The organism is Nocardioides massiliensis (assembly GCF_030811215.1).
Lineage (GTDB): Bacteria > Actinomycetota > Actinomycetes > Propionibacteriales > Nocardioidaceae > Nocardioides_A > Nocardioides_A massiliensis.
Window position 1 is genome coordinate 1636697 of record NZ_JAUSQM010000001.1, and the last position, 18834, is coordinate 1655530.

The 18834-nt window shown below is 70.0% G+C and carries 16 protein-coding genes; 11 read left to right on the forward strand and 5 right to left on the reverse strand.

Translation table 11 applies throughout. The annotated features are described in order from the left end of the window. Positions 1-54: 54 nt before the first annotated feature. The 3 genes from J2S59_RS08145 to J2S59_RS08155 all read left to right on the forward strand — a co-directional run bounded on the left by J2S59_RS08145 (position 55) and on the right by J2S59_RS08155 (position 2716). Complete coding sequence (locus tag J2S59_RS08145) at positions 55-1842, forward strand: polysaccharide biosynthesis protein (protein ID WP_068124601.1); 1788 nt, start codon at positions 55-57, stop codon at positions 1840-1842. 163 nt (positions 1843-2005) lie between these two features. Next, positions 2006-2194, forward strand: coding sequence for a hypothetical protein (locus J2S59_RS08150; protein ID WP_181642594.1), 189 nt, complete (start codon positions 2006-2008; stop codon positions 2192-2194). A gap of 21 nt (positions 2195-2215) precedes the next feature. Continuing rightward, on the forward strand, positions 2216-2716 hold the full coding sequence (locus tag J2S59_RS08155; protein WP_068124598.1) for a macro domain-containing protein: 501 nt from the start codon (positions 2216-2218) through the stop codon (positions 2714-2716). Between the two features lie 9 nt (positions 2717-2725). Here the strand turns inward: J2S59_RS08155 and J2S59_RS08160 are convergent, their stop codons facing one another. Then, positions 2726-3382, reverse strand: a complete 657-nt coding sequence (locus J2S59_RS08160; protein WP_068124596.1) for an SDR family oxidoreductase — start codon at positions 3380-3382, stop codon at positions 2726-2728. Between the two features lie 31 nt (positions 3383-3413). Continuing rightward, complete coding sequence (locus tag J2S59_RS08165; protein ID WP_181642593.1) at positions 3414-4082, reverse strand: helix-turn-helix domain-containing protein; 669 nt, start codon at positions 4080-4082, stop codon at positions 3414-3416. Between J2S59_RS08165 and J2S59_RS08170 the strand changes: the two genes are divergently transcribed. The 5 genes from J2S59_RS08170 (at position 4081) to J2S59_RS08190 (ending at position 10838) form a co-directional block, all read left to right on the forward strand. Further along, positions 4081-5811: an N-acyl-D-amino-acid deacylase family protein gene (locus J2S59_RS08170; RefSeq protein ID WP_068124592.1), complete on the forward strand. Its 1731-nt coding sequence runs from the start codon at positions 4081-4083 to the stop codon at positions 5809-5811. The two genes, J2S59_RS08165 and J2S59_RS08170, sit on opposite strands and share 2 nt — an antisense overlap. A gap of 167 nt (positions 5812-5978) precedes the next feature. Continuing rightward, positions 5979-6587, forward strand: a complete 609-nt coding sequence (locus J2S59_RS08175; protein WP_068124590.1) for a SatD family protein — start codon at positions 5979-5981, stop codon at positions 6585-6587. A gap of 226 nt (positions 6588-6813) precedes the next feature. Beyond that, on the forward strand, positions 6814-8355 hold the full coding sequence (locus J2S59_RS08180; protein ID WP_068124582.1) for a Re/Si-specific NAD(P)(+) transhydrogenase subunit alpha: 1542 nt from the start codon (positions 6814-6816) through the stop codon (positions 8353-8355). 41 nt (positions 8356-8396) lie between these two features. Beyond that, on the forward strand, positions 8397-9827 hold the full coding sequence (locus J2S59_RS08185) for an NAD(P)(+) transhydrogenase (Re/Si-specific) subunit beta (protein ID WP_068124580.1): 1431 nt from the start codon (positions 8397-8399) through the stop codon (positions 9825-9827). Between the two features lie 234 nt (positions 9828-10061). Next, positions 10062-10838: a hypothetical protein gene (locus J2S59_RS08190; protein WP_068124578.1), complete on the forward strand. Its 777-nt coding sequence runs from the start codon at positions 10062-10064 to the stop codon at positions 10836-10838. On the opposite strand, the gene J2S59_RS08195 is transcribed toward J2S59_RS08190, so the two are convergent. From J2S59_RS08195 to J2S59_RS08205, 3 genes are read right to left on the reverse strand one after another with little or no spacing between them, the layout of a single operon-like run. Further along, positions 10794-11708 carry an NHL repeat-containing protein gene (locus J2S59_RS08195; protein ID WP_068124576.1) on the reverse strand — a complete coding sequence of 305 codons (915 nt, stop codon included), beginning with the start codon at positions 11706-11708 and terminating at the stop codon, positions 10794-10796. The two genes, J2S59_RS08190 and J2S59_RS08195, sit on opposite strands and share 45 nt — an antisense overlap. Then, on the reverse strand, positions 11705-13102 hold the full coding sequence (locus J2S59_RS08200) for an MFS transporter (protein ID WP_068124574.1): 1398 nt from the start codon (positions 13100-13102) through the stop codon (positions 11705-11707). Before J2S59_RS08200 ends, J2S59_RS08195 begins: the two co-directional genes overlap by 4 nt. A gap of 1 nt (position 13103) precedes the next feature. Beyond that, entirely contained in the window at positions 13104-13913 is an 810-nt protein-coding gene (locus tag J2S59_RS08205) for an IclR family transcriptional regulator (RefSeq protein ID WP_068124572.1), read from the reverse strand. A 226-nt stretch (positions 13914-14139) separates the two neighbouring features. On the opposite strand from J2S59_RS08205, the gene J2S59_RS08210 reads away from it, so the two are divergent. The 3 genes from J2S59_RS08210 to J2S59_RS08220 all read left to right on the forward strand — a co-directional run bounded on the left by J2S59_RS08210 (position 14140) and on the right by J2S59_RS08220 (position 18756). Then, positions 14140-16236, forward strand: coding sequence for an oxidoreductase (locus J2S59_RS08210; RefSeq protein WP_220138615.1), 2097 nt, complete (start codon positions 14140-14142; stop codon positions 16234-16236). Next, the gene (locus J2S59_RS08215) at positions 16233-17000 is read left to right on the forward strand and encodes an SDR family NAD(P)-dependent oxidoreductase (RefSeq protein ID WP_306824997.1); all 768 of its coding nucleotides are present in this window, start codon (positions 16233-16235) and stop codon (positions 16998-17000) included. Before J2S59_RS08210 ends, J2S59_RS08215 begins: the two co-directional genes overlap by 4 nt. Positions 17001-17151: 151 nt before the next feature. Beyond that, positions 17152-18756: an ABC transporter substrate-binding protein gene (locus J2S59_RS08220; RefSeq protein WP_181641634.1), complete on the forward strand. Its 1605-nt coding sequence runs from the start codon at positions 17152-17154 to the stop codon at positions 18754-18756. The last annotated feature ends 78 nt before the right edge of the window (positions 18757-18834 follow it).

An 18834-nucleotide genomic window follows, 5' to 3' on the forward strand; every position in this document is an offset into this window, starting at 1 on the left:
GGAGCACTGCCAGTGACCTTCGCCAATCGTCTTCGCCAGATCCGGCGACCCTTGATGCTGCTCCACGACTCCGCCGCGCTGGTCGCGGCGTACTTCGTCTTCGCGTCCCTGCGCTACGGCGACTCCGCCTCGGCGCCGGTGTGGCAGGACGTGGCGATGGTGGCTGCGATCGCCGTGGCCCTCCAGGCGGTCATCGGAATCCTCACTCACGTCTATCGCCACCGCCACCTGGTCGCCAGCCTCGAGGAGATCGTCGACCTGGCAGCCACCACGATGTTCGCCGGTCTCGCGACTGGGTTGATCAACGCCTTCGTCGTGCCCGACATGATTGCCCGCGCGGTGCCCGTGGCGGCGACCCCGGCCGCGCTACTGGTGATGGTCGGGAGCCGGGTGGCGTGGCGGCACTTCTGGGACCGCACCGAGCTGCGCGGCCCTTCCCGTGACGCCCGGCCCACGATTATCTACGGCGCCGGCTCCGGCGGCCGGCAACTGTTGCGCTCCATGCTGGGTGACCCCACGTCGCCGTACACGCCGGTCGGGTTCCTCGACGACGACAAGGGCAAAGGCAACCTCGAGATCCACGGCGTGCGCGTGCTCGGCACCGGTGCGGACCTGGAGAAGGCCGTCCGCAACACCGGGGCGACCAAGCTGATCGTGGCCATCCCGAGCGCCGACGGTGACCTGATCCGCCGGGCCTCGGAGGCGGCGCGCGAGCTCGGCATCGGCATCAAGGTGCTGCCCGGTGTCAACGAGATGTTCAACCGGCCGATCAGCATCCGCGACGTGCGTGACATCAACGTCGCCGACCTGCTCGGCCGCACCCGCATCGACACCGACGTCTCCGCCGTGGCGGGCTACCTCACCAACCGCCGGGTGCTGGTCACCGGCGCCGGCGGCTCGATCGGGTCTGAGCTGGCTCGCCAGATCCACAAGTGGGGACCGTCGGAGCTGATGCTGCTCGACCGCGACGAGTCGGCGCTGCACGGCGTCCAGCTCTCGCTGCACGGGCGGGCGATGCTCGACACCGACGAGGTGATCCTCGCCGACATCCGCGACACCGAGGCGCTGCAGCGGATCTTCAGCGAGCGCCAACCCGAGGTGGTCTTCCACGCCGCCGCGCTCAAGCACCTACCGATGCTGGAGCAGTACCCCTCCGAGGCGCTCAAGACCAACGTCCACGGCACCCTCAACGTGCTCGAGGCCGCTGCCGCCGTCGGCGTGACGCACTTCGTCAACATCTCCACCGACAAGGCCGCCGATCCCTCCAGTGTGCTCGGGCTGTCGAAGCGGGTCGCCGAGCGGCTGACCGCCGACGTCGCTCGGCGTACTCCCGAAGGCACTTATCTCAGCGTCCGCTTCGGCAACGTGCTCGGTAGCCGGGGGTCGGTCCTGACAGCGTTCGCGGCGCAGATCGCCGCAGGGGGGCCGGTCACCGTCACCCACCCCGACGTCACGCGCTACTTCATGACTGTCGAGGAGGCCGTGGAGCTGGTCATCCAGGCGGCGGCGATCGGCTCCGACGGCGAGGCCCTCATCCTCGACATGGGACAGCCCGTGCGGATCGTCGAGGTTGCCGAGCAGCTCATTGCGCAGTCGGGGGAGGACATCGAGATCGTGTTCACCGGTCTGCGCGAGGGGGAGAAGATGCACGAGGTGCTGCTCGGGGGTGGCGAGGACGACGAGCGCCCCAAGCACCCGCTGGTCTCTCACGTCGACGTCGAGCCGCTCGAGGTCGTCCAGATCCGCAATACGGGATCGGCTGGTCCGCCCGCTGCGCGTCGGTTGATGCAGGGATGGGCGGGCGTCGGAGGGACCGCGTCGCGCACGACGGTGGAAGCCTGAGCGGCACTTTTGAGGGACGGGGTCATCCGTCCGTCGTCGAGCGGTTAGTCACTTCGGGCTATGCAGTCCGAGCCGAGTCGGTCGAATAGCGGCCTCCCGCGCGGCTGGTGGAACGTCGGCGCTGCGCAGCGGGTAGACATCTCCCACCGGGGAGGAGAACCGCATGGACTGGCAACCGTTGCCGCCCGAGGTGGCGGAGTGGATGGGCATGGATCACGCCGGGGTCCCCGACGTCGCTGTCTGGTCCGAGGACGCCTCCCCACAGGACGAAGCTGCTGCGCCTGCCGTCCGACGCCGGGGCGTGCTGGGACTCGTCCGTCGGCCGCGCCGTCGCTCTGGCAGCGCAGCCTGAGCGCGCCGTACGCTCGAAGTCATGAGTGGACACGTCGTCACCGTCGTCGAGGGTGACATCACCACCCAGCAGGTCGATGCGATCGTCAATGCCGCCAACCGCGGGATGCGCGGGGGCGGTGGGGTGGACGGCGCGATCCACCGGGCCGGAGGGCCGGCTGTGCTCGAGGACTGCATCCGGCGCTTCCCCAACGGTCTGGCCACCGGTGCTGCCGGTTGGACGACGGCCGGGGACATGCCGGCGAGTTGGGTCGTGCATGTCGTGGGGCCGAACTACGCGGCTGGTGAGCGGGATCGCTCGCTGCTGACGTCCTGCTACCGCGAGGCGGTGCGGATCGGGCGCGAGCTGGGGGCGCGGACGATGGCGTTCCCGCTCGTCTCGGCCGGGGTCTACGGCTGGCCGAAGGACGACGCCGTCGCTGCCGCGCTCGAGGTGCTGACCGTCGCGGAGGGGTTCGACGAGCTGCGGATCGTGGCGTTCGGCAGCGAGATGGCGGGGCGGATCCGGGCGCAGCTGGGCTGAGGCCGCGCCTCACCCGTCGTACGCCACCTCGACCTCCCACGACGCGACGTCCTGACGCGCGGCTGCCCGGAGCGCCTCGGCGACCCGGTCGGGGCTGAACGGTCCCTCGGCGCTGAGCGCGCCGCGGACCGTCACGGTCGTGGCGCGGATGCCGTGGGGCTCGAGGGTCGTGTCGAGGCTGCGGACGAGGTTGCGCAACCCGGCCTTCTGTACGCCGAGCGAGGCGGCGCGGTTCCACGGCTTGTCGGCCGCCATGCTGCCGGTCGCGGTCACGCGGGCGCCCTCGGGCATGAACGGCCGCGCTGCCTGCACGGCGGTGAGCAGGCCGCCGACGCCGAGCGCGACGTCCTCGAGCAGCTCGGCGACGCTCAGCTCCAGCGGATCCTTCTCGCGGAAGGCACTGGGGTTGAAGTGCAGGACGTCGATGCGGCCGAACGCCGAGGCGAGCAGGCCGATCGCGTTCCGCGCGGCCTCGGTGTCGGTGATGTCGACCGTGGCTGCCTCGACGCGTACGCCGGACTCGCCCAGCTGAGCGGTCAGCTCGGCCAGCACCTCGGTGTCGACACCGACCAGGCCCACGTCGTACCCCTCCTCGGCATACAACCGGGCCAGCGAACCGCTGACGCCGGGACCGGCACCGATCACGAGGAGCACGGGGGTGGTCATGATCGGACCCTAGTCCGGTCGTGCGCCGGCCTCACTCCGGACCGATGTGGAGGCGCGCACCTTGGGGGCTGAACAGCGCCAGGATCTCCACCGGCTGGTCGTCGTCACTGCGTACGCCGTGGGGGACATGGCAGTCGAACTCCGCGGCCTCACCCGGCCCCAGCACGGTGACGCTCTCGCCGACCTGCAGCCGCGCGGAGCCCTCGAGGACGTAGAGCCACTCGGTGCCCTCGTGGGTGCGCAGGCGCTGCTCGCCGGCGACGCCGTGAGCTGGGAGCAGCAGCTTGTAGGCCTGCACGTCACTGCCGCGGCGCGACAGCGGGATGTAGACCATGTCGGCGCGCTGCACCGGGCGCGGGTGGATGCGCGGGTCGCCGGAGGCGGGCGCATCGACGAGGTGGTCGAGCGGGACGCGGTAGGCCTGCGCGAGCGGCAGCAGCAGCTCCAGCGTCGGCTTGCGCGTACCGGACTCCAGGCGCGACAGGGTGCTGACGCTGATCTGCGTCTGCTCGGCGACCTGGGCCAGCGTGAGCCCGCGGCGTTGTCGCAGGTGGCGCAGGCGCGGGGCGACCTGGTCGAGTGCCTGCTGCCAGTCGTGCTGCACGCCGTACGCCTCCCTTTTGCCGGTCCAGCAACTTCCGTTGCAGCGTAGCTGCGGCCTCGCCGAGACTGCGGCGACGTCGACGAAGGGGTGGCTCATGAGCGCATACGACCTGGTGGTCCGGGGCGGCACGGTGGTGGACGGCACCGGGGAGGCGCGGCGTACGGCTGACGTCGCGATCAAGGACGGCATCGTGGTCGAGGTCGGCCAGGTGTCGGGCAGGGGCCGGCGCGAGATCGACGCCGACGGGGCGCTGGTGACGCCGGGGTTCGTCGACGTCCACACCCACTACGACGGCCAGGCGACCTGGGACTCCTACCTCCAGCCGTCGTCGTGGCACGGCGCCACGACCGTCGTGATGGGCAACTGCGGGGTCGGGTTCGCGCCCGTCGTGCCGGCCGACCGCGAGCGGCTGGTCGAGCTGATGGAGGGTGTCGAGGACATCCCCGGCGTCGCGCTCACCGAAGGCTTGCCGTGGACGTGGCAGTCGTTCCCGGAGTACCTCGACGCGCTCGAGACCCGTCCCCACGACCTCGACTTCGCCGCCCAGGTGCCGCACGCCGCGCTGCGCGTGCGGGCGATGGGGGAGCGGGCGGCCGCGCACACGCTGGCCGACGACGAGGAGATTGCGATGATGGCCAAGCTGGCCGCCGAGGCGGTCGAGGCCGGCGCGGTCGGGTTCAGCACCTCGCGCACGCTCAATCACAAGTCCATCTCCGGCGAGCTCACTCCGTCGTACGCCGCCGGGCGCGACGAGCTCGTCGAGATCTCCCGCGCCATCGGGGCGACCGGCAAGGGCGTGCTGCAGCTGGTGACCGACTTCGACGACGAGAGCTACGGCACCGACTACGACCTGATCCGCGCGATGGTGGAGGCGTCGGGGCGGCCGATGTCGTTCTCGCTGTCGCAGTCGCGTCGGCGACCTGACCGGTTCCGCGAGACGTTGCGGTTCCTCGAAGAGGTCAACGCCGAGGGCCACCGCGTGCGCGCGCAGGTCTCCGCACGCGGCATCGGACTGCTCATGGGCCTGGACTGCACGCTGAACCCGCTGAGCGCGAACCCGGCGTACGAGCGCATCGCCCACCTCCCCGTCGCCGAGCAGGTGCGTGCGCTGCAGGACCCGGAGATGCGCCGCGAGGTGCTCGCGCTCGGGGTCAAGGCCGATCCCAACCGGATCGGCGGCAGCGTCCTCGACCGGTTTGACCAGATGTTCGAGCTCACCGACCCGCCGAACTACGAGCCCGACCCGGCCGACACCCTCGAGGCGCGGGCGCAGCGCGCCGGGGTCCCGGTGGAGGAGCTCGTCTACGACCTGCTCATCGCCGACGAGGGACGCGGCATGTTCTACCTGCCGTTCACCAACTACGTCGACGGCTCGCTCGACGGCGGGCGGGACATGCTCGCGCACGACTTCACGATCCCGGGGCTGTCCGACGGCGGTGCGCACGTCGGCACCATCTGCGACGCGAGCTTCTCGACGACCCTGTTGCAGCACTGGGTGCGTGACCGGGAGCGGGGCCGGCTGCCGCTGGAGTTCGTCGTGCAGCGCCAGGCCCGCGCCACGGCCGAGGCGGTCGGGTTCCTCGACCGCGGCCTGCTCGCGCCGGGCTACAAGGCCGACCTCAACGTCATCGACCTCGACGCCCTGCACCTGCACAAGCCCGAGGTGCACCACGACCTGCCCGCCGGTGGGCGGCGGCTGTTGCAACGCGCCGACGGCTACCGCCACACCGTCGTCAGCGGCGTCGAGACCTATGTCGACGGCCAGGCGACCGGTGAGCTGCCGGGCCGGCTGGTCCGCGGCCCGCAGGCGGCACCGCCCGCCTGAACCTCCCCGACACTCCCCTACCTCAGCGTGCTCGATCGGGGTGCCGGGCGACGCTCACGTAGGGGAGTGACGGGACGGGGGGGGTGAGGGGAGTGAAGTTATATCCTTCACTAAACACAAGTGAAGGATATAACTGAAGATCGGGAGAGTTCAGCTATCATCTTCCTATGTACGCCGTGATCGGGGACCTCGTGGCCTCCCGCTCGACCCCGCAGCGCGCGGCCGTCCACCGGCACGTGCGGGAGGTGCTCGAGGCGACCAATGAAGCGCTCGCGCCCGTGCAGCCACTCGAGCAGACCGTCGGCGACGAGCTCCAGGGTGGGTTCGCCTCGATCGGCGAGGCGACCCAGGCCACGCTCCTCGTCCGTCTGGGCTGCTTGCCCGTCATCGACGTCCGTTGCGGGGTCGGGGTGGGCGAGACGACCGTCTTCGACGACACGCGCCGGCCGTTGCTCCAGGACGGGCCGGCCTGGTGGGCAGCGCGTGCGGCACTCGACGTGCTGGCGCAGCCGCGGCGCTCGGGGCAGCGGACCTGGTACGTCGACCCGGACGAGCCGGGCGACGCGGGGCGCATCAACGCCTACCTGCTGTGTCGCGACCAGCTCGTCGACCGCCTGGGTGAGCGCGCGCAGCGCATGCTGCTCGCCGCCCTGCAGGGGCGGACCCAGCGCGAGATCGCCGAGGCCGAGGGGATCTCGCCCTCGGCGGTGTCGCAGCAGTTCGCCCGCGGGGTCTCCGCCGTACGCGAGGCCCAAGAGTTGCTGACCGAAGGCTGAGATCGGTCCGCGAATCAGCTGTGAGGTCCATCACGCGTCGCGGCCCGAATCGCGGAGGGGACGCCGATCTGGATCCGTGACTGAGACGTGGAACACCTGCACAGGCCAGCGAATCGCTGGTAGGCGTAGGCACCACGGTCCAGCTCTGGTGGACCTCGTCGCGGCGTTCGACCCCTCCGAGGGTGGCCCGCCCTGCCCTGGAACCGGACCGAGAAGGAACACACCCATGCTGATCGGAATCGTGACGGAGCGCCTGCCCGGTGAGACCCGGGTCGCGGCGACGCCGACCACCGTCGGGCAGTTGATCAAGCTCGGTCACGCGGTGGTGCTCGAGCGGGGCGCGGGTGTGGCGGCGTCGTTCGGTGACGGTGACTACGAGGCGGCGGGGGCGTCGGTCGGCGGGCTGGAGGAGGTTGCCCAGGCTGATGCCGTGGTCGCGATCAACCCCCTCGGCGCTGACGTCCTGGGCCTGTTGCGGCCGGGCACGACCGTGGTCTCGCTGATGTCGCCGCACACCCGCACCGACGAGATCGCCGACCTGGTCGAGCGCAAGCTCACCGGGCTCGCGATGGATGCCGTGCCGCGGATCAGCCGGGCGCAGTCGATGGACGTGCTGTCGTCGATGGCCAACGTCGCGGGCTACCGCGCGGTCGTCGAGGCGGCGCACGCGTTCGGTCGTTTCCTCGCCGGGCAGGTCACGGCGGCGGGCAAGGTGCCCCCGGCGAAGGTGCTCGTGGTCGGCGCCGGGGTGGCCGGTCTCGCGGCGATCGGCGCGGCGGGGTCGCTGGGGGCCGTCGTACGCGCCACCGATCCCCGGCCGGAGGTCGCCGACCAGGTCGCCTCACTCGGCGGGGAGTACCTCCCGGTGCGTCCCGAGGCCGAGACCTCGGCCACGGGCTACGCACGCGAGATGGACGAGGACTACAAGCAGCTCGAGGCCCAGCTGTACGCCGACCAGTGCCGTGACGTCGACATCGTCATCACCACCGCGCTGATCCCGGGCCGTCCGGCGCCGCGGATCATCACCGCCGAGATGGTCGCGAGCATGCGGCCCGGTTCGGTGGTCGTCGACATGGCCGCCGCGAGCGGTGGCAACGTCGAGGGCACGGTGCCGGGGGAGGCGGTGGTGACCGAGAACGGCGTGACGCTGATCGGCTACACCGACCTGCCGGCGCGACTGCCGGCGCAGTCGAGCCAGCTCTATGGCACCAACGTCGTCAACCTCTTCAAGCTCCTGACCCCGGCCAAGGACGGCGAGGTCGTCTTCGACCTCGATGACGTCGTGGTGCGGTCGATCACCGTGGCTCACGGTGGCGAACTGCTCTGGCCGCCTCCGCCGGTGGCGGTCTCGGCTCAGCCGACCCCGGCGGCTGCCGCCCCGGCTAAGAAGGTCGAGGAGCCGAAGCCGGCCTCGCCGCGGCGCCGGTTGGCGGCGCTGGGTGCGGCGGTCGCGGTCTTCGCGATCATCACGGCGCTGGCGCCCCCGGTGATGCAGGGCAACCTGACGGTGTTCTTCCTCGCGATCGTGGTGGGCTACTACGTCATCGGCAACGTGCACCACGCGCTGCACACGCCCCTGATGAGCGTCACCAACGCGATCTCCGGCATCGTCGTGGTGGGGGCGTTCTTGCAGGTCGGTGTGCTCGATGGGGGCACCGGCATCGCTGCGACTGTCCTGGCAACGACTGCGATCGTGCTGGCCAGCATCAACATCTTCGGCGGCTTCGGCATCACCCACCGGATGCTGTCGATGTTCATCCGCAGCTGAGCCCCGCCCTTCTTCACCGAACTCGCCCAGGAAGTGACCCCATGGATCTCGTGAGCGTTGCCCAAGCGGCCTACATCGTGGCCGGCGTGCTGTTCATCGGCGCCATCACCGGCCTGTCCAAGCACGAGTCGGCGCGGACAGGCAACGTGCTGGGCATGGCCGGCATGGGCGTGGCGCTCGTGGCCACGCTGGCGCTGGTCGTCGACCAGGGCGCCGGCGTGCGCTGGCTGGCGCTGATCGTCGGCGCCACCGCGCTCGGCGCGCTGATCGGCTTGTGGCGGGCCCGGACCATCGAGATGACCGGTATGCCGGGCCTCATCGCCCTGCTCAACTCGTTCGTCGGGCTCGGCTCGGTGCTGATCGCGTGGAACGGCTACCTCGGCGTCGAGGCCGACCCCGATGGTCCTCAGGCGCGGCTGCTGGAGGCCCAGGGGATGCTCACGATCCACGGCATCGAGGTGATGGCCGGGGTGTTCATCGGCGGCGTGACCTTCACCGGGTCGATCGTGGCGTACTTGAAGCTCTCGGGGCACATGAAGTCCTCGCCGCTGATGCTGCCGGGTCGGCACGCGTTCAACCTGCTCGCCCTGGCGGCAACGGTGGCGGCCGTGGTGTGGTTCGCCATCGATGCCCACATCGGGCTGCTGATCTTCGTCACCGTGCTCGCGCTGGTCCTCGGCTGGCACGCGGTCGCCTCGATCGGTGGCGGCGACATGCCGGTCGCGGTGGCGGTGCTCAACAGCTACTCCGGTCTGGCCGCGGCGGCGTCGGGGTTCCTGCTGCAGAACGACCTGCTGATCATCACCGGCGCGCTCGTGGGCTCCTCGGGTGCCTACCTGTCGTACCTGATGTGCAAGGCGATGAACCGCTCCTTGCTCGCCGTCATCGCCGGCGGCTTCGGGATCGAGACCGAGACCAGTGCTGAGGACGTCACCGGTGAGCACCGCGAGATCACCGTCGACGGTGCGCTGGAGCTGTTGGAGAACGCACGCAGCGTGATCATCACCCCCGGCTACGGCATGGCGGTTGCCCAGGCGCAGCACGGCGTGGCCAACCTGGTGGCGGCGCTTCGCGCCCGGGGCGTCGAGGTGCGCTTCGGCATCCACCCGGTGGCCGGTCGGCTCCCGGGGCACATGAACGTGCTGCTGGCCGAGGCCCGGATTCCCTACGACATCGTGTTCGAGATGGATGAGATCAACGACGACTTCGCCGACACCGACGTCGTGCTGGTCATCGGTGCCAACGACACCGTCAACCCGGCCGCGGCCGAGGACCCCGGCAGCCCCCTGGCCGGCATGCCCGTCCTCGAGGTCTGGCACGCGACCGACGTCATCGTCTTCAAGCGGTCGATGGCTTCCGGCTATGCCGGCGTGCAGAACCCGCTGTTCTTCCGCGACAACACCGCGATGCTCTTCGGCGACGCCCGCGACCGCATCGAGGAGCTCGCGGCGTCGATCGGCGTACCTGCCTGACGCACGGTCCCGCGAGGGAAGCGCAGGCGATCCGCGTCAGGAGTCAGCGGCCTGGCGCGCCGCGTGGCCGTGGTAGCGAGGGTTGTGCGGACACGCGCCCCGGTACTTCATCCGACACCGGATCCGCCTCCGCAAGTACTTGAACCCTTCCATGAGTGCAGCATCGCGCTGGCGGGTCGGCTACCAGGCCCCATTGTCACAATCTTGCAGGGGCATGTGGTGTAGAACTCACCCATGGCGCTCGGGACCTGGTTGCTCGTCATCGGCCTGTGCGACCTGCTCCGCGCGGCGCGCGACACCACCACCGGCGTACGCCGTGGGTTGATCGCCGCGCTGGCCGTGGTGCTGCTGGTCCTGGCAGGTGTCCTCGTCGGCATCGATGGCAGTGAGTGGATCGGGCTGGGCGCGGCGTGGATCGTTGGCGCGCTCCTGTGGCTGCTCGGGTCGTCCGCCGCCCTCACCGATCGGCAGGACGCACAGGTCGCGGTCGTGGCACGTGTGGTGGCGTTCCTTGGGCTCGCGGTCGGGATCGTCGTGTCGGTCCTGGGCGGTGGGGTCATCGAGTCGTACGGCGCCCCGGCCTCGATCCTCGAGGGCACCCTGCTCGGCCAGATCGGCCTCGACCACCTCGTCCTCGTCCTCGGCGTCGTCGCCATCCAGCTCTCGACCGCCAACATCGCGATCCGGCTCGTACTCGACTCGGTCGGCGTCCCGGCCTCGGCGGGGGAGAAGCAGCTCAAGGGCGGTCGGATGCTCGGACCGATGGAGCGGCTCCTCATCCTCGGACTCGGTATCGCGGGTTCGTTGACTGCGGCCACCATCGTCGTTGCCGCCAAGGGCCTGCTCCGGTTCCCCGAGCTGCAGCGAGGGTCGGCCGAGGGGGGTGCGAGCGACGTGACGGAGTACTTCCTCATCGGATCGTTCGCCAGCTGGCTGATCGCGCTCGGTGGGGTGGGGTTGGTCGGGTTAAGCACCGCCAGCGGGGGCGGATGGGCGATGTACTTCGACTGACACCTGGCCATGAGCGGCAGCGTCGGAATCGTCGACATCGCTCAGGGCGACGAGCCGCGTGACATTCGATTGCAGCATCTCGGCCAGATAGATGTTGCCCTCTCCGTCGAGGCAGAGGCCATGGGAGCTGGTCGACGGGATGCGGCACCGGCCGACGAGCGAACCGTCAGGGGCCCACTTGCTGAGCCGCGGCACCTGCTCGGTCACGTAGAGGAACCCAGCAGCGTCCTCAGCGAGATCCATCGGTCGCAGGAAGTCGTCCCACACCGCCAGCAGAGTGCCGGTCTCGGTGAAGACCTGCACCCGGTCGTTGTCCCGGTCAGCGACCGCAACGTGTCCGCTGTGTGTGACGCAGAGGCTGTGCGGGGTCCTGAACTGACCTCGTCCACGGCCCGGTTCGCCCCACGAGTGGGCCAGGCGACCGTTTAAGTCGAAGACGGACACCCGAGATTCCGCGTAGCCATCGGCGACGAGGACATGACTGCCGACCTTGACGGCGAGGGTCGGATGGCTCAGCGGACCATGGGGATATGGGGTGCGTGAGGAGCCGAGCTGGAAGAACAACTCGCCCTCCGCCGTGTAGCCGTAGACAGCATGGGCGTCTCGATCAGCGATCCAGATCGAGCCATCGTCATCGATCGCGATGCCGTGTCCGTCGATGACGTCGACGGTGGGGAAGCAACGAGCAAGCGTCCCGTCCGTGTGGAGTGCCAACAGAGACGGAGTGCCGCACTGGAGCACGTAGATGATGCCGTCGCGCTCGGCCAGGCCGGCGACCCTGCCCATGAGGGCATCGACACCTCGGTCAAGCCAGTCGTCGACCACCTCGAACAACTGGTTGCCTAATGACACGTACGAGCGTCTCCTCATGCAGACTGCGCTCCTCGCGAGCCCGAATTTCGGCTGAAGCCGACGATCGCCACGATCGCCAGGACCCAGACTGCTGCGTTGACCAGCGACGCCACCACGAACCCGTGCTCGTCGGGGACCGGACCGCTCGCGAGGGTCAGCACGGTGACGCCGACAGCGCTGCCGACGGAGAACCCGAAGTAGCGCAACACCTGGTTGAACGCCAGGGCGCTGCTCGTCTCGGCGACCGGGACCACCCGCACGAGGAGCACCGGCAGGGTCGCGAAGGTGCCTCCGCTGCCGATGCCCGCCAGGACCATCGCCACCACGGCATGCCAGACCTGGTCGTGCCAGATGGCGATGAATACCGAGGAGAGCAGATAGATCGCGCACCCGAACGGCAGGACTGTCGCCGGGTCGACGAATCGTCCGACCAGCAGCGACACCCGGCTCCCGAGGACGCTCATCACCGAGTAGGGCACCAACAGCAGCCCGGCCACGAGCACGGATTCACCGAGTCCCCAGCCCGCGTCGCTGCGGGTCTGCACGAGCACCATGAGCAGCGTCAGGCCCATGTACATCCCGACTCCGGCCAGCAGCCCGGCCAGGTTGGGCCCGATCGCGGGGGTGCCGAACGCCAGGCGCAGGTCGACGAGCGGGTTGTCACCGGCGAGGGAGACGCGCACCCACAGGGCCACCCCGAGGGCACCGACGACAAGCAACGTGATCGTCCGGGCGTCGCCCCACCCCCAGGCCGTCGTCTGGCTCACGCCGAGCAGGAGGCACAGCGTGCTGGTGCCAAGCACGAGGGCCTCGCCGGTGCGGACCCGCGGGGTGACGGCGTACGGCGCACTCGGCAGCTGCCACCACGACAGCACGAACGTCAGACCGGTCAGCGCCGTGCCGAACCAGAACGCGGCGGCCAGACCACCGGTCTGGGCGACCAGGGCCGTCAGCGGGTAGCCCAGTCCGGCGCCTGCCACCATGCCGACCGAGAGCACGGCCATCACCGAGCCCACCCGAGCCGCAGGCAGTACGTCGCGCGCGACCGCCATGGCCAGCGGCGCGAGGGCCATGCCAACACCCTGCGCCGCACGACCGGCGATGAGGGTGGGCAGGCCGAGCGCAGACACCTCGACCGCGACGGCCGACAGCACGGTGCCGAAAGCGACGACGCCGAGCCCGACGAGGATGACGCGTCGGCGTCGGTGGGCCACGGCGAATCGACCGATCACCGGAGTGCTGACCGCGGCCGTGATCATCGTGGCGGTCAGCGTCCACTGCGCCGAGGTGAGTGAGACGTCGAGGTCCTGGGCGATCTTCGGGACGAGAGAGGCGCCGAGACTGCTGACGATCCCGCCGACCGTGGTCAGCAGGAGCAGGGTGGGGAGGAGCAGTCTCCGGGGCGGGGGCAACTCAGTGGCCGGCGTATCCCAGCCGGGTCGAGAGGGCTCGCGTCCGCTCGAGCAAGGTCGTCGCGAGCTCGTCCACCCGCGGCTGGATGCGATCTCCTGGCCCGCAGACGCTGATCACGGCGACCGGCTTGCCCTCGAAGTCCAGGAGCGGCGCCGCGACCGCACCGGCACCCTGCTGCCGCTCGCCGAACGAGAACGCATAACCGCGTTCGCGGATCTGCGCCAGCTCCTCGGTCAGCTCGGTGCGGTCGACCTTCGTCTGCTCGGTCAGCTGGACGAGGTCGACGCTGTCGAGGTAGTCCTCCTGCTCCTCGCGTGGGAGGTAGGCGAGGAAGGCCTTGCTGGAGCTACCGGCATGCAGCGGGAACCGGTCACCGACCTGCACCGACATGATGACCAGCCGGTTCGGCGTGACCTGGTCGAGGTAGACGCGGTGGTAGCCGTGACGGATCGACAACGTCGAGGTCTCGTCGGTCACCGCACTCAGCTCGCGCAGGGTGTCGCGCGTGAGGTCGCGGACGTCGAGGCGGTGGCTGTAGGTGCTGCCCATGACCAGCCAGGAGGGGCCCAGCTTGTAGCGCCGCGACACCGGATCGAGCTCGAGGAAGTCCCGACCGCACAACGTCGTGACGATGCGGTGGACGACTGCCTTGGGCAGGTCCAGCGCCCGGGAGATCTCCGAGATGCCGAGGCTCTCGGTCCCGGGCCGGGCGAACAGCATGAGGACGTCGAGGGCACGTTCCAGCCCTTCGAGAGTGCGGCTGCCGCGCGTGGTCGTGGCGGACGGGGACTTCTCGGAGGTGGGCGGCACGGGGTCTCCTGCTCGGCGTCGGTCGGACCTGGGCAACTGTGCCGTGATCGGCGTCCGGACGGTGACGTTCTGGCGGTCTCGGCGCGGTGGAACGGGCTTTGACAGCCGGGTCCCCGGATCCTAGTGTTGCGGAGAGCGAAATGTCGATCCGCTGGCCGAAACACATGGTCGCGGCGCCGACGTCTACTCGCTGATCATCGCACCGCCGGCCCTGGGAGGCGCCCGCGTGACCGTCATCGGCTCGTCCGCTCTCGCTCCGATCGACCTGCGCACCGCGCAGATGCGCAACCGCGTGGTCTTCCCTGGCCACACCACGAACTTCGGTGTCGACGCGTTGCCGACACAGCGGCACCGCGACTACCTCGCCCGGCGCGCGCGAGGCGGCGCCGCGATGGTGATCACCGAGGCCGTCCGCGTGCATCCCACGAGTGCCGGTCGCGACAGCACGCTGGGCTCCTACCACCCGGACACGGTGCCGGCGTACGCCGCACTGGGTGAGGCCGTGCACGGCGAGGGTGCGCTGCTGCTCGCCCAGTTGATGCATGCGGGACGCCAGGCGGCCGGTGACAGTGCGCGGACGGCGGCCTGGTCGGCCTCGGCGCTCCCGTGGACCCACGGCGGGCCGGTGCCGCACGTGATGACCGCCGACGACATCGCGACGGTGGTGGAGTCGTTCGGTACGGCCGCCCGGCGCATGGCGCAGGCCGGTCTCGACGGGGTCGAGATCCATCTGGGCCACGGGCACCTGCTCCAACAGTTCCTGTCCCCGGCGACCAACCGGCGCGACGACGCCTACGGCGGCACGCTCGAGAACCGGATGCGGTTCAGCCGTGAGGTGTTGGCGGCCGTCAGCGCCGAGCTGCCGGACTCGATGCTCCTCGGGGTGCGACTGAGCGCCCACGAGTTCCTGCCTGGCGGGCTCGAGCCCGACGATGTCGTCGAGATCGTCGACGTCCTGCGGGCCGACTTCCGGCTGGACCTGCTGCACGTCAGCCATTCGGCGTACGTCGCCCAAGCCTCGCTGAGCACCCAGATCGCCGACATGAGCCACGGGCCTGCGCCGTACCGCGCTTTCCCGCGCCGTTTCAAGCAGGCGTTCCCCGACATCCCGGTGATCGGGGTGTGCCGCATCGACGACCTGGCCGTCGCCGACGAGCTGCTCGACGCCGGCGACGCGGACCTGGTGGCACTAGCGCGGGCGCAGATCGCGGATCCCGACCTCGTTCGCAAGACAGCGAGCGGCCGAGCCGACGAGGTACGACGCTGCCTGGCCTGCAACCAGGCGTGTATCGGCCGGATCGAGCACAGCCTCTCGCTCTCGTGCGTCGCGAACCCGGCCGCGGGGGAGGAGCGCCTCGACGACCAGCTGCGAAAGCGTGCGGATGGGGCCGGACGCTCCGTGTTGGTCGTCGGCGCCGGCCCGGCGGGTCTGCAGGCCGCCGTCACCGCAGCGACGGCCGGAGCCGAGGTGGTGCTCATCGATGGGGCACCCGTCGTCGGCGGTCAGCTGCGCAGCGCCCGCTCGCTGAAGGGACGCGAACGTCTCGGCGTTCTGGTCGACGACCTGCACGCCGCCGGGCTGCGTCTGGGCGTCGACGTCCGGCTCGGTGTCGAGCTCCCTGTCGATGCGCCGGACCGCGACGCCCGGGGTGAGGATGTGCCCGACCCGGCGACCTTCGACCACGTCGTGCTGGCAACCGGGGCCGCATCCGTCGCGCGGTCGCTGGACGGCGCCGTCCCCGTCGGCGTCGAGGTCCTGGGCGCCGAGTCGGCAGCGGCCGCGCTCGAGCACGAAGTGTGGAGTGGGAGGCGCCGCCGGGTCGCAGTGATCGACGACGAAGGCAGTTGGATCGCTGCCGGACTGGTCGAGGCGCTGGGGCTGGCCGGCCATCGGGTCCATCTCGTCGCGCCGGCCCCGCAGCTCTTCGCCAAGGTCACGCTCTATAGCCGCGCCGGTCTGCTCGGCCGTCTGCAGGAGCTGCCGGTCTCGACCCATCTGGCACGCCGGCCTGTGGCGATCACGTCCGACGGGCTGGTCCTCGCCGATGCCCTCACCGGCGCAGGCGGGGGCGAGACGATCCCCGACGTCGACTTGGTGGTCGACCTCCCGGCCCGGGTCGCTCGCGACGGACTGCACGCCGTGCTGACGGCGCGCGGTCTCGGACCCCGGCTGCTGCTGGTCGGAGACGCGCTCGCGCCGCGGTCCCTCGTCGAGGCGACCTACGAGGCGCAGCGGGCCGTGCTGCACGCCCTGGCCATCCCCGTGCCGGCGACGTCCGAACGACGCATCGACCGATCCCCCGACCGCGAGGAGCACCGATGACCACTACGCCCGCCTCCGATCCCATCCGCCTCGACGGACTCGTCGCCCTCGTGACCGGCGCTGGAGGCGGCATCGGCGAGGGCGCTGCCCGGCTCCTCGCGGATCGCGGTGCCGTCGTGGCGGTGGCCGACCGCGCTCCGGACGCGCTGAGCCCTCTGGCTGACGACCTCGGTGCGGCCACCTCGACGCACCGTCTCGACCTGTTGGACGCGACCGACCCGCAGCGGGTCGTGGCCGAGGTTCGCGAAGCTCACGGGCGACTCGACCTGCTCGTCAACAGCGCCGGCATCAACGCGCGGTCCGCGCCGTCGCAGACCACGCCGGAGGAGTGGGCGCGGGTGCTGGAGGTGAACCTGTCCGGCACCTTCCGCATGATCCAGGCGGCGTACGACGCGCTGCGGGAGTCGCCTGCAGCAGCGATCGTGAGCCTGACCTCCACGGCCGCCGCGGTCGCCGTGCCCCAGAACGCGGCGTACTCGACGTCCAAGGCCGGCCTGGTGCACCTCGCCCGGGTCCTGGCCTCGGAGTGGGCCGCTGACGGGATCCGGCTCAACACTGTCGCTCCGACCATCGTGGCTACCGCGATGACGGAGGCAGTGCGCCAGGACCCCGTCTACATGGCCGACAAACTCGCCTCCATCCCGCTCGGCCGGATGGCCAGCGTCGAGGACGTCGCCCACGCGATCGCCTTCCTCGTCTCTCCGGCGGCCGGAATGGTCACCGGCCAGACCCTCTTCGTCGACGGCGGAGTCACGACGCGCTGACCTCAGGCCGTGGTTTGTAACGGCTGCAAGAAATCGGTCTCCCAACCCTTGACGCGGGCACGGCGGGCGAGGTTCAGTGTGATTCCGCAAGAGGAACGCTGTTTCGTGTGGCGGAACAGGCTCTCGGGCTAGGAAGCAGAAGGAGAAGACATTGGCACGTGGACTGAGGGGTCGCGCCGGTCGGGTGGCGGCAGCGTTGTCGCTGACGCTCGTCGTCGCCGCATGCTCCGCATCGAACCCGAGTGACGAGGAGTCCGGAGGTGGTGGCGACGAGCTGATCGTCGCCGCCGTCAACGTGCCCGGTGGTTTTGACGGCGACGTCCTCACCCCTGGCACGCAGCACACTGTGACCCAGCTTTACGAACCCCTCGTCGGCTACGGCGTCAAGGAGGCCGAAGGCGGCGCCAGCGAGGTGGACGCGACGGTCATCGAGCCGCGCCTGGCCGAGTCCTGGGAGTTCGCCGAGGACGAGCTCAGCGTGGTCTTCAAGCTGCGCGAGGGTGTCCAGAGCAACTGGGGCAACGAGCTCACCGCCGAGGACGTCCAGTGGAGCTGGGACAAGTCCAAGGACCAGGGCCGCACCGGCGCCTTCATCGGTGAGGTCTCCAACGTCGAGAGCGTCGAGGTCGTCAGTGACTACGAGGTGAAGTTCAACCTCACCGACCCCAGCCCGATCCTGCTGCGCGCCCTCACGCTCTACACGCCCTCGATCTATGACTCGACCGAGATGAAGAAGCACGCCACGGAGGACGACCCGTGGGCGCTGGAGTGGATCAAGACCAACAGCGCCGGCTTCGGCCCGTACTACGTCGACGAGGTCAAGGCCGGTAGCGAGGCCATCTTCAAGGCGAACCCGAACTACTACGGCGACGAGCCGCACTTCACCACGGTCGTCTACCGCTCCGTCCCCGACGCCTCGACCCGCGTGCAGCTGCTGCAGGCCGGCTCGGTCGACTGGATCGAGGAGCTCACCTTCCAGCAGCTCAACGAGCTCGAGAAGAGCGATGGCGTCAAGGTGCAGTCGGTGGCCGGCAACTTCCAGGCTCGGGCCCTCATGAACCCGAACTACGAGCCCTTCAAGGACAAGCGCGTGCGCCAGGCGATCAACTTCGCCACCCCGCACGAGCAGATCCTGACCAACGTCTTCGCCGGTCGGGCTCAGCAGAGCCGCGGACCGTTGGTGTCGACCATCCCCTGCTACAACGACCAGCTCTGGAGCTACGAGACCGATGTCGACCAGGCCAAGGCGCTGCTCGCCGACGCCGGGTTCCCCAACGGCATCGACATCACCCTCGAGTACTCCGGTCTGAACTGGTGGGAGGAGCCCCTGGGCATCCAGCTCAAGGACGGGCTCGCCAAGGCGGGTATCCGGGTCAACCTGAAGCGGATCCCGGACGCCGACATGACGGCTCGCGCGGCGATCACCGAGCGCAACCTGCCGTTCTTCACCTTCTACGAGCAGTCCATCGTCCTCGACCCGGGTTACAGCATGCTGCTGACCTCGACCCCGGACGGCTCGGCGGACCGCAACGCCTACGACAACCCCGAGCTGACCAAGCTGATCCAGCAGGCGAACGTCATCACCGACGAGACCCAGCGTTGTGAGCTGATCAACCAGGCGCAGCAGATCCACCTCGAGGACGCCTCGTGGATCTACTCGGCGGAGATCGGTGGCCACGAGGCCATGGGCGAGGACATCGAGGGCTGGGTCTGGCACCCGGACAACCACGAGCGCTGGGCCGACCTCAGCCGCTGATCCCCGCTCGACCCCGCTGGTGCACGGGTTGCGGAGCCGGCACCGACGCCGGCTCCGCAACCCGGCACCGACGAACGA